Source organism: Arthrobacter sp. LjRoot78 (assembly GCF_964254335.1).
In the GTDB taxonomy this organism is placed as follows: Bacteria; Actinomycetota; Actinomycetes; order Actinomycetales; family Micrococcaceae; genus Arthrobacter.
Map to the genome: position 1 here is coordinate 523,937 of NZ_CAXUTG020000001.1, position 13,494 is coordinate 537,430.

14 protein-coding genes are annotated in these 13,494 nt (G+C 66.9%); 7 read left to right on the top strand and 7 right to left on the bottom strand.

Going from position 1 to position 13,494, the window contains the following annotated elements; all coding sequences use genetic code 11:
* Window positions 1–52: 52 nt before the first annotated feature.
* Together ACSQ1X_RS02565 and ACSQ1X_RS02570 are read right to left on the bottom strand one after the other, a co-directional pair.
* On the bottom strand, window positions 53–679 hold the full coding sequence (locus ACSQ1X_RS02565; protein ID WP_436056537.1) for a response regulator: 627 nt from the start codon (window positions 677–679) through the stop codon (window positions 53–55).
* Complete coding sequence (locus ACSQ1X_RS02570) at window positions 676–1,836, bottom strand: sensor histidine kinase (protein ID WP_436056538.1); 1,161 nt, start codon at window positions 1,834–1,836, stop codon at window positions 676–678. The genes ACSQ1X_RS02565 and ACSQ1X_RS02570 overlap by 4 nt, the downstream gene beginning before the upstream one ends.
* Before the next feature lie 240 nt (window positions 1,837–2,076).
* Between ACSQ1X_RS02570 and ACSQ1X_RS02575 the strand changes: the two genes are divergently transcribed.
* Together ACSQ1X_RS02575 and ACSQ1X_RS02580 are read left to right on the top strand one after the other, a co-directional pair.
* Window positions 2,077–2,670, top strand: a complete 594-nt coding sequence (locus tag ACSQ1X_RS02575) for a GlcG/HbpS family heme-binding protein (protein WP_436056539.1) — start codon at window positions 2,077–2,079, stop codon at window positions 2,668–2,670.
* 82 nt (window positions 2,671–2,752) lie between these two features.
* On the top strand, window positions 2,753–3,388 hold the full coding sequence (locus tag ACSQ1X_RS02580) for an ankyrin repeat domain-containing protein (protein WP_436056540.1): 636 nt from the start codon (window positions 2,753–2,755) through the stop codon (window positions 3,386–3,388).
* A 150-nt stretch (window positions 3,389–3,538) separates the two neighbouring features.
* Here the strand turns inward: ACSQ1X_RS02580 and ACSQ1X_RS02585 are convergent, their stop codons facing one another.
* From ACSQ1X_RS02585 to ACSQ1X_RS02595, 3 genes are all read right to left on the bottom strand, one after another.
* Window positions 3,539–4,723: an acetyl-CoA acetyltransferase gene (locus ACSQ1X_RS02585; protein ID WP_436056541.1), complete on the bottom strand. Its 1,185-nt coding sequence runs from the start codon at window positions 4,721–4,723 to the stop codon at window positions 3,539–3,541.
* The gene (locus tag ACSQ1X_RS02590; protein WP_436056542.1) at window positions 4,720–5,424 is read right to left on the bottom strand and encodes a CoA transferase subunit B; all 705 of its coding nucleotides are present in this window, start codon (window positions 5,422–5,424) and stop codon (window positions 4,720–4,722) included. The genes ACSQ1X_RS02585 and ACSQ1X_RS02590 overlap by 4 nt, the downstream gene beginning before the upstream one ends.
* Before the next feature lie 66 nt (window positions 5,425–5,490).
* Complete coding sequence (locus ACSQ1X_RS02595) at window positions 5,491–6,210, bottom strand: CoA transferase subunit A (RefSeq protein WP_436056543.1); 720 nt, start codon at window positions 6,208–6,210, stop codon at window positions 5,491–5,493.
* A gap of 201 nt (window positions 6,211–6,411) precedes the next feature.
* On the opposite strand from ACSQ1X_RS02595, the gene ACSQ1X_RS02600 reads away from it, so the two are divergent.
* From ACSQ1X_RS02600 to ACSQ1X_RS02610, 3 genes are all read left to right on the top strand, one after another.
* Window positions 6,412–7,197, top strand: a complete 786-nt coding sequence (locus ACSQ1X_RS02600) for an IclR family transcriptional regulator (protein ID WP_436056544.1) — start codon at window positions 6,412–6,414, stop codon at window positions 7,195–7,197.
* Between the two features lie 298 nt (window positions 7,198–7,495).
* Window positions 7,496–8,461, top strand: a complete 966-nt coding sequence (locus tag ACSQ1X_RS02605; protein ID WP_436056545.1) for a plastocyanin/azurin family copper-binding protein — start codon at window positions 7,496–7,498, stop codon at window positions 8,459–8,461.
* A 16-nt stretch (window positions 8,462–8,477) separates the two neighbouring features.
* Entirely contained in the window at window positions 8,478–9,368 is an 891-nt protein-coding gene (locus tag ACSQ1X_RS02610; protein WP_436056546.1) for an NADP-dependent oxidoreductase, read from the top strand.
* Between the two features lie 13 nt (window positions 9,369–9,381).
* Here the strand turns inward: ACSQ1X_RS02610 and nadE are convergent, their stop codons facing one another.
* Together nadE and ACSQ1X_RS02620 are read right to left on the bottom strand one after the other, a co-directional pair.
* Complete coding sequence (gene nadE / locus ACSQ1X_RS02615; RefSeq protein ID WP_436056547.1) at window positions 9,382–10,203, bottom strand: ammonia-dependent NAD(+) synthetase; 822 nt, start codon at window positions 10,201–10,203, stop codon at window positions 9,382–9,384.
* Between the two features lie 64 nt (window positions 10,204–10,267).
* Window positions 10,268–11,314 carry a LacI family DNA-binding transcriptional regulator gene (locus tag ACSQ1X_RS02620; RefSeq protein ID WP_436056548.1) on the bottom strand — a complete coding sequence of 349 codons (1,047 nt, stop codon included), beginning with the start codon at window positions 11,312–11,314 and terminating at the stop codon, window positions 10,268–10,270.
* A gap of 241 nt (window positions 11,315–11,555) precedes the next feature.
* Here ACSQ1X_RS02620 and ACSQ1X_RS02625 point away from each other — a divergent pair, with 241 nt between their 5' ends.
* A complete protein-coding gene (locus ACSQ1X_RS02625) occupies window positions 11,556–12,404 on the top strand; it encodes a sugar phosphate isomerase/epimerase family protein (RefSeq protein WP_436056549.1) in 849 nt (282 codons plus the stop codon).
* Complete coding sequence (locus tag ACSQ1X_RS02630; protein ID WP_436056550.1) at window positions 12,401–13,411, top strand: Gfo/Idh/MocA family protein; 1,011 nt, start codon at window positions 12,401–12,403, stop codon at window positions 13,409–13,411. The genes ACSQ1X_RS02625 and ACSQ1X_RS02630 overlap by 4 nt, the downstream gene beginning before the upstream one ends.
* Window positions 13,412–13,494 lie beyond the last annotated feature (83 nt).

Below are 13,494 nucleotides of genomic sequence, written 5' to 3' on the forward strand. Positions count from 1 at the left end.
TCCGAGTCTAAACCCGGCTCCGGGACGCGCGCTTGGCTGCGGCAAGGATCCGCTAGCGCATTCCCTCGCGCCGGATCGCAGTAGCAATCGCCGCGGCCCGGGTCTCCACGCCGAGTTTGGCATAGATGTGCGCCAGATGGGTTTTCACGGTGGCCTCGGAGATGAACAGCCGCCGGCCGAGCTCCCTGTTGCTGAGGCCTTCAATCAGCAGGCTCAACAGCTCCGCCTCACGGGGCGTCAGGATCTCGTCCGGGTTCCGCAGCTGTTGGAATAGCCGCGACGCCACGGGTGCGCTCATCACGCTCTTGCCCTGCACCGCCCCGCGGATGGCGGCGAAAATCTCCTCCGGTGCCGCGTCCTTGAGCAGGTAGCCCATGGCTCCCGCGTCGACGGCCCGGACAATGTCGGCATCCGAGTCATACGTGGTGAACACCAGCACGGCCTGCCTGGCGTTTTGCCGGCGCAGCTGCTTGATGGCCTCGATTCCGTCCATGCCCGGACCCATCGCCAGGTCCATCACCACCACCGCAGGACTGAGCTGCTCCGCCAGGGCCAGGGCGTCCTCGCCGGAAGCCGCCTCAGCCGCCACCTCGATGTCCGGCTGCGTTCCCAGCAGCGCCTTGAGACCGCTGCGGACCACCAGATGGTCGTCCACCAGCAGCACGGTGATGGGCTTCACTGTTCGTCACCCGTGGGCAGTTGCGCGGCCACGATCGTCCCTTCCCCGGGGCTGCTTTCCACCGAAAATACTCCGCCCAGCTGCTCCACCCGCTGGCGCATCGCCCGGAGGCCGTAGCCTCCGGCGTCCGACGGCGGTGCCAGCGACAGCGGGTCGAAACCGGCGCCGTCGTCGTACACATCCAAAGTGACGGCGCCCGGCAGGAAGCCCAGCGTCACGGTGGCGTTCGCCGCCGCTGCGTGCAAATGCGTGTTCGCTGCGGCGCTCTGGACCACCCGTATTAGCGCGTGCCGGACATCGGCGGGGACGGCGCGCGGCTCGCCGGTGACCAGCAGGCGCACGCCCGGGAGGTACTGGGAAGCTGCCTGGCTCAGGGCGTCAGGCAGCGGCGCGGTGTCCAGGCCGGGGCTGGCGAGTTCGTGGACCAGGCTGCGCGTGTCAGCGAGGTTCCGGCGCAGCATCCCGCTGGCGCTGAGGACGTCGTCGCGCGCGGCTTGGTTGGGCCACGACCGGTTCGCGGCCTCCAGCAGGAGGAGGCTGCTGGCCAGGCCCTGCGTCACGGTGTCGTGGATTTCCCGGGACACGCGTTCGCGCTCCTCGATGGTGCCGGCCCGGCGCTCGCTGGCCGCCAGCCGCCCCTGGGCCAGGGACACCTCGGCGTGCAGCCGGCGCTGCTCGGCGGCGTCCTGCTCGATCCGGTCATAGATGAGCGTAAGCATGACGCCCACGGCCACGGGCCCCAGGAGCATGGCAACATCGCTGCCGCCGCTCAGCCGGAACAGTCCGACGGCCGTGGCCGCCGCCGTCGCGCCCCCCGCCAGGTAGGCCACCCAGCCGGTGAACGCGGTCCGGCAGAGGAAGAACAGCGCAAACGAGCACCACGCGAAGCTGGGGGCCGCAATCACCAGCACTGCCCAGAGCGCCACCAGGGCGAACATCCACACCGCCCACGGCCGCCTGCGCTGTGAGAGCACGGCGATCACGGCATAGAGCGAACACACCGCCGCGGCGAGAGCCAGCACCCACAGGTTGTCCGCCGGGCTGTGGCGCATCACGTAGCGGACGGCCGACGCCACCAGCAGCACGGCAAAACCAAGATGGACGACGGCGTCAATGCGGCCCAGCGGTGTCCGAAGGGCTGGTGGTAAGGAGGGCATGGGGGTCCGGTTCCGGTGGAGGAGTTCTCTTCACCATGCTAGGGCCCGCGCCGTTATTGGTCTCTCAGTCTTTTGGCTGATACGTCCAGCCCGATGGGGGAGCCTGCGGCAGACCATTGCCGGATGCCGGCTCCGTCCCCGGCCGGAAGGATGGATTCGAGGCCCGGGAACGAACCCGGGCAGTGCCGCTGAGGTCACCGGAAAACGCAAGCCCCTGATGCTCATATCCAAGGAGAACCCGTGAAGAAGTCCAACAAGATCGCCGCCGCTGCCGCCGCCGGAGCGCTGCTCCTGACCGGCGGGCTGACGGCTGCGGCCAACGCCGTGCCCGCACCTGTTGCTGCGCCGGCAGCGGTTGCCGGCGCGGTGCCCGCCGTCGATGTCCAGCCGGCGCCAGAAACCGTGGTGGCGCAGAACCGGATCAGCGTGGGTGCCTCCGCGGACGCCGTCAAGTCCGCCCTCGCCAAGTGCCAGGCCGACAAGCTGCCGTTCGTGACGGTGGCCCTGGTGGACAGGTTCGGCACCGTCCAGGCACTCCTCCGCGGCGACAATGCAGCCGAGCACACCATCGAGGCGGCGCAGCAGAAGGCCTACACCGCTGCCGCCTTCGGAACGCCCACCAGTGAGCTCGCCAAGCGCATCAACGGCAACGGCCCCAGCATCGCAGACCTTCCCGGCACCCTGTTCCTTGCCGGCGGCGTCCCGCTCAAGGTCAACGGGGTGTCCGTGGCCGGCATCGGCGTAGGCGGCGCCCCCGACGGTGCCCTGGACGAAGCCTGCGCAACGGCGGGCGCCGAGGCCATCGCCGCTGCGGCCGCCGGAACCGCGAAGTAGGCTCTGGTTCATGGGGCGGTCCAGGACCTGGCGCAGGACGTCGAGCAGGCGCCGATTGGCTGTGCTCGTAGCCACCGGCGGCATGGCAGCTTTCCTAGCTGGCTGCCAGGCGAGTCCGGGACAGCCGGAGCGGCTGGACTCCCCGCCGTCGACCGTGAACGTCACTCCCGCGACGCCCACGGCAACGCCGTCGGCAGTGGCTCCGCCGGCGTTGCCCCCTGGGGCGCAGGCGGAGCTCGACCAGCGGCTCATCCGGGCGGCCAAAGCCAATGACGCCGGTGCCGTTGCGGAGCTCATCCGGGCCGGCGGCAACGTCAATGCCAAGGACGCCATCCAGGACTCGGCGTTCCTCTATGCCGGGGCCGAGGGCTTCAACGAAGTGCTGCAGCTGACCCTGGCAGCCGGGGCGGACGTGCGCAGCACCAACCGCTTCGGCGGAACGGCGCTCATCCCCGCGAGCGAACACGGGCATGTGGACACCGTGCGGATCCTCATCGCTGCCGGCGTGCCCGTGAACCACGTGAACAACCTCGGCTGGACCGCTATGCAGGAAGCCATCCTGCTCAACGACGGCGGTCCCAGGCAGCAGGACGTGGTCCGGTTGTTGCTCGAAGCCGGCGCCGACCCCGGCATCCGGGATCCCCAGGGACGCACCGCGCTGGAAAATGCTGAGCGGCTGGGGTTCAGCGGGATCGCCGCCATGATCCGGGGCGGCTAGCCCACCTGCTGCTACTTACATGGGTGGGGCTAGACGGCCTAGCGCCGTCCCGACCTTCTTTCGACGGCCACAAGGCCCGACACGCGAGTACATGCGCGTGTCGGGCGCGGCCTGTGGACAAAAGAAGGTCATGGCGGGGGAAGACTCCGGTTAGACGGCCTCGAGGACGCTGACGTAGTTGGCGATCCCGACGCCACCCATGTTCTGCACCGCAGCCCGGCGCGGGTTGGCCAGCTGCATGTCGCCGGCGGTCCCGGTGAGCTGCATCGCGGCGATGACGTGCTGCGAGACGCCGGTGGCGCCCACGGGGTGGCCCTTGGCCTTGAGTCCGCCGGAGACGTTGATGGGCAGCCTGCCGTCCTTGAACACCCAGCCCTCCTCGATGGCGCGGGTACCCTGGCCCGGTTCTGTCAGTCCCATGGCCTCGTACATCAGCAGCTCGGCGATGGTGAAGCAGTCGTGCACTTCGGCGAAATCCAGGTCGTCAAGCCCGACGCCGGCCATCCCCAGCGCGCGCTGCCAGGACGCGCGCGTCGCTGCGAACGCGGTGGGGTCCCGGCGTTCCCCCGGGAAGAAGTCGTTGGCCTGGCCGAAACCGGCGAGCCGCACCGGGGCGGTTGCCCCGCCCGTCGGCGAGACGGACAGCACGACGGCGGCGGCGCCGTCGGACACGGGGGAGCAGTCAGTGCGGCGCAGCGGATCGGCCACCATCGGGTTCTTGTCCGAAACAGTGCGGCAGAACTCCTCGCCGAGGTCCTTGCGGAGCTGGGCATACGGGTTGTCCACACCGTTGCGGTGGTTCTTCGCCGCGATGGTGCCCAGGACGTCGGACACCGGTCCGTAGCGCTTCTCGTAGTGCTTGGCCACTTCGGCGAACAGGCCGGTGAAGCCGGTGGTGGAGGCTTTGCCGGCCGTGTCGTAGTCGGCGCCCAGCAGTGCCGCCCCGACGACGTCGGCCCCGGCGTGCGTCATCTTTTCGGCGCCGATGACCAGCACGGTCTTGGCGGTGCCGGCGAGCAGTGACTTGGTGCCCTGCTGGAACGCGGCCGACCCGGAGGCGCAGGCGTTCTCGACCCGGGTGGACGGGACGTTGGCCAGCTGCTCCGAAACCTGCAGTGCCAGCGAGGACGGGAACGCCAGCGGCATCATGCCGGAGTTGAACTGGCCGAGGTAGATCTCGTCAATCTGGCCCGGCTCGATCCCGGCGTTGGCGATCGCCTCCGTGGCGACCTGGACGATGAGGGATTCCAGGGTCTCGTCCGTGAGTTTGCCGAAGCGGCTGTGGCCCCAGCCGGTCAGCAGGACGTCTTTGCCGAACTGTTCGCGCAGGCTCATGCGATGGCTCCTTCAAGGGTGCTGGCTTCTATGATCGGGGTTGCGTCGAGGGAGGGGGCGACGTCGAAGTGGGCCTCGGTCTTACCGCGTAGTTCCTCCACGGAGACGCCCGGGGCAAGGCGGGTCAGCGTGAGCTGCCGGACGCCGTCGTCCGTCTTGTCAAGGTCAAACACTGCGAGGTCGCTGATGATCCGGTCCACGCAGCTCAGTCCGGTGAGCGGAAGGGTGCACTGCTTGACGATCTTGGCGGTGCCGTCCTTGGCGTTGTGTTCGGTCAGCACCACAACGCGCGGGGTGCCGGCCACCAGGTCCATGGCGCCGCCCATGCCCTTGACCATCTTGCCGGGTATGGTCCAGTTGGCGAGATCGCCGGCTCCGGACACCTGCATGGCGCCCAGGATGGCGACCTTAACGTGGCCGCCGCGGATCATGCCGAAGGAGGCAGCGGAGTCGAAGATGCTGCCGCCGGGGAGGACCGTAACGGTCTGCTTGCCGGCGTTGATGAGGTCGGCGTCCTCGTCGCCTTCGTAGGGGAATGGTCCCATACCGAGCAGACCGTTCTCGCTCTGCAGGACCACGCGGACGCCGTCGCGCAGGTTGTTGGCGACCAGCGTGGGGATGCCGATGCCAAGGTTCACGTAGTCGCCGTCGTTCAGTTCTTCGGCCGCGATGGCAGCCATTTCGTCCCTGGTCCAGGCCATGGGGTTCTCCTTGGGTCTTGAAGTCTTGGGGCTTAAGTGTTCGTTCGCGCTGTGTGGCGGGGCGGTTCAGGCGGGAACGGGCTCGGAAGCGCGGGGCCGAACCGTCCGCTGTTCGATGTCCTTGACCCGGCCGCTGGCCTGGACAAGGCGCTGGACGAAGACGCCGGGGGTGATGATGTTGTTCGGGTCCAGCTGGCCGGGTTCGACGATGACCTCGGCCTCCGCGACGGTCACGGCGCCGGCCGTGGCCACCACCGGGTTGAAGTTGCGGGCGGTGTAGCGGTAGATCAGGTTGCCGTCGGTGTCGGCGGTGTGCGCGTGCACCAGGGCGACGTCGGCACGGATGGCGCGCTCCTGGACGTACGTTTCGCCGTCGAACTCGGCGAGCGGTTTGCCTTCGGCGACGAGGGTCCCGACGCCGGTCTTGGTGTAGAAAGCCGGAATGCCGGCACCGCCGGCGCGGAGGCGCTCGGCCAGGGTGCCCTGCGGGGTGAACTCCACCTCCAGCTTGCCGGCAAGGTACTGCTCGGCGAACAGCTTATTCTCGCCCACATAGGAGGCGATCACCTTGCGGACCTGTCCGGCCTCAATCAGGATGCCGAGGCCTTTGCCGTCCACGCCCATGTTGTTGGACACCACGGTGAGGTCCTTGACGCCCGAATCGCGCACCGCCTCGATCAGGTCCGCCGGGATGCCGCTGAGGCCAAAGCCTCCGACGGCGAGCGTCATGCCGTCCCGCAGTACGTCCTGCAGCGCGGCGGCCGCTCCGGATTTCAGCTTTGACATCGCATCTCCTCATTGAGCTCGTGACGCAATCCACTTTGTGGACTGTTCTTCTGCTGTTGGAGCCTACGGTGCCGAAATGGGGGCTGTCAATGGACGATTTAGGCCTAAAAGATGCCGTTTTTACAGTGTGGACGGTAGGCTGGTGAGTGTCCATAATATGGATGGTCTGGGCAGATTAAACGTAAACTGCGAGGAAAAAAGATGTCTTCATTACCGGTCCAAGGCGCACAAGTCGTCAGCCGTGTCGCGTCCCTGCTGCGCATTGTTGGACGGAAACCGGAAGGTTCCCCGCTCGTGGAACTCGTCAGGGAATCCGGGCTCACGCGCCCCACCGTGCACCGGCTGCTTTCCTCGCTGGCCTCCGAAGGCCTGCTGGACCAGGACCCGCAAAGCGGAAACTGGGTGCTGGGACCGGAGATCCTGCTGATGGGTTCCGTTGCCTCAGCCCGCTTTCCGCTCGAGGACATTGCCCGGCCCAGCCTCCGCCGGCTCGCCGAGGAGACCGGCGAAAGCGCGTTCTTCTCCATCCGCCGCGGAGCGGAAACGGTGTGCCTGCTCCGCGAGGAGGGCAGCTTCCCGGTGCGTTCCTTTGTGCTTCACGAGGGCGTCCGCTTCCCGCTGGGGGTGGCGTCTGCCGGAACCGCGATCATGGCCTTCCTGCCTGAGGCGGAGCAGGAGGAGCTTCTGGCGGACTGGCCCACGCAGGCGGGCAATTTTGCTGCGGCGCACACCGAAGCCCTGGTCCGGGATAACTTGGCCAAGACCCGGCAGGCCGGCTACTCGGTCAACCCCGGACTGGTGCTGGAGGGCAGCTGGGGGATGGGCGCAGCGGTATTCGACCAGCGCGGGCGCCCGGCCTGGGCGTTGTCGCTGACCGGGATTGAGCCGCGGTTCCGCGGCGGCAGGCAGGAGATGCTGGGCCGCCTCCTGCTGGAGGAGGCGCACCGGATCTCCACGCTGCTGACCCGTTCGCAGGGCCGTTCCTAGCGCCCGGACGATTGCGCCGGACTATCGACAAATGGTGCGCCCCGGAGCACGATTTAAACTGCAACGGCGATGTCCAACCGTCCGGACCGGCCGCCATGACGCTGGCGTCATCCGGTCTTCTCCGTGGCCAACGAATCTACAGTCGCATCCCTCAGGGGAGCGCGGGCGGGCCGCCGGAGCATAGTGACTGCAGACCCGCCCGAGCCTGGGTAGGCGCGGGCGCAGGAGAGTGCCGGAACCGGCCGACCGGTTCCCGGCGTAGACGAAAAACAGGGAACACAACGAAGGAATGAGTCTTATGGCTCTCCACCAAGAAAGCCGCCACATTCCGCGCCTGGTGCGCGCCCTCGTGGCGGCGTTAATCTCGCTGCTAATGCCCGTGGCACTTGGCGGCATCGCCGTCGCCGACGGCGGAAAGTCAGCCCGGACCTGGACTGTGCAGGTCGGTTCCGAATCATCGGACCAGGCGATTCAGGGGATGTCGTTCCTCCCCGAAAATATTTACATCAATGCCGGGGACAAAATCACCTGGAAGGCGAACTCAGCGGAAATCCACACCGTCACCTTCCTCGCTGAAGGCCAGTCGCTGGAGTCCACGCAGCCGTTCAACCCGGCCAATCCGCAATACGTGAATCAGCAGGGCGGAAAGTCCTACGATGGAAAGTCCTACTTCAACTCCGGTGTGATGACCAACGTTTCCGACAGCGGTTTCAACGAGGTGGGACGCTACACCCTGAAATTCCCGGATTCCGGCGAGTTCACGTACTACTGCCTGGTCCACGGGATGGCCATGAAGGGCACCGTGCATGTGCGGGTGGCCGGGACAGACTACCCGTACACTCAGTCGCAGTATGACCGTCAGTCACAGAAGCAGGAGCGGAAGATCCTGCGGGACGGCAAGGACCAGTGGGAGGCGGCGCGGGCCAAAGCCGACAACCACACCGTCATCGCGGGAACTGACAATGAGACGGCCATGCTCATGCGGTTCGTCCGCGACCACATCGTGGTGCATGTTGGCGACACGGTGACGTTCGTCAATGACGGCATGGGAGCCCCGCACACTGTCACCTTCGGTGAGGAACCGGCAGATGAGTTTGCCGCCGTGGGCGATCCCGCTGACTTCACCGGCGGGGACCTCAGCTCCGGCCTGATGCTGCCTAAGAGCACCTTTACCGTGAAGTTCAACAAGGCCGGAGAGTTTGATTACATCTGCGCCCTGCACGACTTCATGGGAATGAAGGGCACTGTGGAAGTCAGGGACTGAACCTATGGGCGTCAGAATGCAGTTTGCGGAATTTGGCAGCCCCGACGTGGTCACCCCGGCTGAGGAGGAGCTGCCGCCGCCGGGCAACGACGAAGTGCAGGTGGCCGTCCGAGCCGTCGCCGTCAACCCGGTGGACTGGAAGGTTGTTGCCGGCTACCTGGAGCGGTTCTTCCCGCTGCAGCTGCCCGCGGTTCCGGGCTGTGAAGCGGCGGGAAAGGTCACGGCTGTCGGCAGCGGGGTCACAGACTTCGGGGTGGGCGAAGATGTCATCTGGAACGGGATCGTCGGCGGCTACCGTTCCGTTGCCAACTTTCCGGCCGGCCAGCTCACGCCCAAACCGGCGGGCCTGGACGTCGAGCAGGCAGCATGCATGGCGATAGCCGGAGGTGCCGCGTATTCCGCCTTGGTCCAGCTGGGGGCCGGTCCGGGGGATACGGTGCTGGTCCACGGTGCGGCGGGAGGCGTGGGCTCGGCAGCCGTCCAGATTGCCCGGAACCTTGGCACCCGCGTCATCGGCACTGCGTCGGAACCGAACCATGAGTATCTGCGCGGGCTCGGAGCCGAGCCCGTGACCTACGGCGACGGGCTCGTGGAGCGCGTCCGCTCCCTGGGCAGCATCACCGCGGTGGTGGACACCGTTGGCGGGGAGGAGTCGACGGCGGCAACGGTCGCGTTGCTGGGCGGCCACGGCACCGCGGTGACCACGGTGCCCGGGAAGGTATCCAACGCCGCCGGAATTGCCCCGCTCCGGCTGCTCGACGGAAGGGTGGCGGAAGCTGCCAGGCTGGGCGCCGACGGAAAGCTGCGTTTCAACATCCAGGAACGGCTGCCCCTCACCGGCGCGGCGCGGGCGCTGGACATCAGCCGGGCCGGCCACGTCCGGGGCAAGCTCGTGCTTATTCCGTAGGAGTCGAGCCGCGCTACTTCCACCACGTATCGAAGATGGTGACCGGGACAGTGCGCTTGTGGCGGGTGCGGAGGTACTTCTGCTCGATCGATTCGGCAACGGCGTCCGGGACGTCGCGGCCTTCCAGGTAGTCGTCGATCTGGTCGTAGCTCAGTCCAAGCTCGTCCTCGTCCGTGCGGCCGGGCTTGCCGTCGAGCAGGTCTGCCGTGGGCACCTTCTCCCAGATCCGGGCAGGGGCGCCAAGCTCGGCGAGGAGTGCCCTGTTCTGGCGCTTGTTCAGCCCGAACAGAGGCAGGATGTCCGCGCCGCCGTCGCCAAACTTGGTGAAGAAGCCGGTGACGGACTCGGCGCCGTGGTCCGTACCGATGACCAGGTAGTTGTGCTCGCCGGCGAGGGCGTACTGCGCGATCATGCGGGTGCGGGCCTTGGTGTTGCCCTTGTGGAAGTCGGAGATACCGTTGCCCACGGTCTTCTCGAATTCGTCCTCAAAGCCGTCCACCGCAGCGGAGATGTTGAACGTCCACTCGGTCTTGGCCTTGATGAAGTCCAGGGCGGCCTGGGCGTCGTCCTCGTCGTGCTGCACGCCGTAGGGGAGACGGACCGCCACCAAATTGGCGTCCGTCCCTTCCGCCGCGAGCTCTTCAACGGCCAGCTGGGCAAGCCGTCCCGCGAGCGAGGAATCAAGGCCTCCGGAGATGCCCAGGACGAAGCCTTTGGTATTTGTGGCCTTGAGGTAGTCCTTCAGGAACGTGACGCGTTTGCGCACCTCCCCGGCGGGGTCGATCCGGGGCTGGACGCCCATTTCTTCAATGATCCTGGCCTGGAGTTCGCGCATGTGATCCAGACTAGTCAGCAGTGTCAACCATGCTCAACTGTGTCTGCCTGAATCAGCCCCGGAATTACTGTGTCCCAAGCGTCGGCGCAGCCGGCGTCGGCGCAGGCCCGGTGGAGCCGCGGACGGTCAGATGCGTGGGCATCACGGAACGGCTGCGGGTGCCGCCTCCCGCCAGCGGGTTCAGCTGGGCCAGCAGCATGGAGACTGCCACGCGGCCGGCCTGTTCGATCGGGGAGGCCATGGTGGTCAGTGGCGGATTACAGAAGTCAGCGCCGAAGATGTCGTCGCAGCCCACAATGCTCATGTCCTGCGGAACACGGATGCCTCGTTCGCGGAGGCGCTGGAGCATTCCGATGGCGATGAGGTCGTTGAACGCGATGCAGGCAGTCACCCCGCTGTGCACGGCGGCGTCCGCGGCTGCTGCGCCGGACTGCGTCTTGGGAGCGAAGGGCCCCAGCCTGCGCACCTCCACGCCGCGTTCCTTGGCTGCCTCGGACAGGGCCGTCCAGCGCCGCGTGCTGGACTGCGACGTTGCGGGTCCGGCGATGTAGGCGATGCGCGTGTGGCCCAGCGAAACGAGGTGGTCCAGGGCCTGGCTGGTGGCTGACGGGGTATCAATGAGGACGGCGGGAACGCCGGGGACGTCGCGGTTGACCGTGACCATCGGCATCTTCGCCGCAGCCGCGAGCAGGGCGTCGTCGCTCAGCCGGGAGGCGGCCACCACAATCCCGTCAGCACTCTTGCGCAGCTGCTCCATGGTGCTGGCCTCCACCTCATCGGATTCCTCCGTGTCCACCAGCAGCTGGGTGTATCCGGCCGCCTTGAGCTGGAGCTGGGTGCCCCGGATGAGGTCGAAATAGAAGGGGTTGGTGATGTCCGGAACCAGCACTCCCACTGCGCCGGTGCGGCCGGAGCTCAGCGCCTTGGCCTGGCTGTTGGGGATGTAGTTCAACTGCGCCGCGGCCGCCTCGATCCGCTGCCGTGTCCTGATGTTGACACGGTCAGGCGTGGAGAGCGCCCGGGACACGGTAGAGGCCGCCACACCGCAGAGCGCGGCAATGTCGTGGATGGTGGGCGGGCGGTCCACAGCTGCTGGTTGCGTCGTAGCCACGGCGCTCCTCTCTGAACGTGGTGGCCGGGCCGTGACGGCCGGGTCGGGTAGGCGGGCCTGTGACTGCCGCCACAGAACCGTTCTGCAAAGGATGCCACAGATTGTCAAAGTTTGGCAACCGGTTGTCATGCGGGATCCGGCTGGCTAAACTGGGCTGGACACCGTTTGTGAACTGCGTCACCGCACTGGAGCCTGAATGACAGCTGCCCGGCGCGGCGGCCGCGAGCCCCAGGAGATCCGCGTGAGCGAAACAACCACCGCAGTCTGGCCCCTCTCAGGTTTCGGGGACGAGATAGATCCGGATCCTGCGGTGCAGGCCGCGGTCCTGCTGGCACTGGGGGCAAGCCACATCGAAGTGCGCAGTGCCTGGGGTACCAGCGTCTCCGAGCTTGAACCGCCGCAGGTCGCGGCCCTCAAGGAAATTCTTGATGAAAAGGGCCTCAAGGTCTCGGCCGTCGCCAGCCCCATCGGCAAGGTGGACGTGAGCCTCCCGGTGGAACACGAACTGGACCGGCTGCGCCAGATCATTTCCGTGGCCAAGGGCCTGGACACCAAATACATCCGGATCTTCTCCTTCTACCGCGCCGGGGACCAGAGCGCCCAAGACATCCGCGACGACGTCATGGTCCGCATGGGTGCGCTGGCAGCGCTGGCTGCGGAGTCCGGCGTCGTGCTCCTGCATGAAAACGAAAAAGGCATCTTCGGTGACACTCCCGAGCGGGTCCTGGACCTCATGAAGACCGTGGATTCCCCGGCACTGCGCATTGCCTGGGACAACGCCAACTTCGTCCAGGTGGGCGTTAAGCCGTACACCGACGGCTATGCCATGCTGCGGCCGTACCTTGAGTATTTCCAGGTGAAGGACGCTCTGGCCGGCACCGGCGAAGTGGTTCCCTCCGGCGAGGGCGACGGCGAACTGGAAGCCACCATCGCCGCGCTGAAGGCGGACGGTTTCACCGGCTTCGCCTCGCTGGAACCTCACCTGGCCAGCGCCCATGAGCTGGGCGGTTTCTCGGGCCCGGTTGCGTTCGGCATCGCGGCCCGGGCCTTCGCGGCGCTTGCTGCCAAGAACGGGGTTGAACTCTCTTGAGCACGACGGTGGCCGTCATCGGCTGCGGCGATGTTTCCGCCGTGCACTTCGAAGCGGTGGCAAAGCTCGACGGCGCCACGCTGGTTGCGGTCTGCGATTCGGATCCGCACCGGCTGGCGGCCGCGACGGCCGCCCATGGCGTCCCCGGCTTCGCCGACCACCTCAGCCTCATCGAGGCGGTCCGGCCGGACGTTGTGCACATCTGCACCCCGCACGACCAGCATGCCTCGCTGGCCGCGGACTGCCTGGAACGCGGCGTCAATGTGATCGTCGAAAAGCCGCTGGCCCACACGCTGGCGGAGGGCCGGCGGCTGGTCGAGGCCGCCTCAGCAGGTACCGCGAAAATCGCGGTGTGCTTCCAGAACCGGTACAACGCGACGTCGCAGGCCATGCACGCCCTCCTGCGGTCCGGCGAGCTGGGCGCGGTGGTGGGGGCCTCCGCAACGGTCATGTGGCAGCGCTCCGCCGAGTACTACGAAAGCCGGCCGTGGCGCGGGACCTGGGCAGGCGGCGGTGGCGGTCTCATGATGAACCAGGCCATCCACACCGTGGACCTGCTTCAGTGGCTGGTGGGGGATGTCGTGTCCGTCACCGGCAACGCTTCCACCCGCTTCCTGGCCGGTGCCATCGAAGTGGAGGACACCGCGGAGTTCGTCGCAGAACATGAGGGCGGGGTCCGGAGCGCGTTCTACGCCACCCTGGCCAATGCCTACAACGCCCCCGTAACGCTTGATGTGGTCACGGAAAAGGCGGTCCTGAGCCTGCGCGGCGACCTTACGGTGACGCATGCGGACGGCCGCGTGGATGTCATTCCGGAGCGCACTAGCGAGTCAGGCGGCCGGTCCTACTGGGGGGTCTCGCACGAATTGCTGATCAACGACTTTTACGGCCGGCTGGATGACCCGGAGCCGTTCTGGATCAGCCCCGCAGAGGCCGAAAAATCACTGCGCATCATCAAGGATGTCTACCGGCAGAGCTACCCGGAGTCGGCTGACAGGGTGTCCTGAGGCCACTGAAGCAACCGGTTGTCGGACATCAGATGGCCTGAGAATGTTTCATTCCCGCCCTCGAAAAGTAATTCTGCAACATC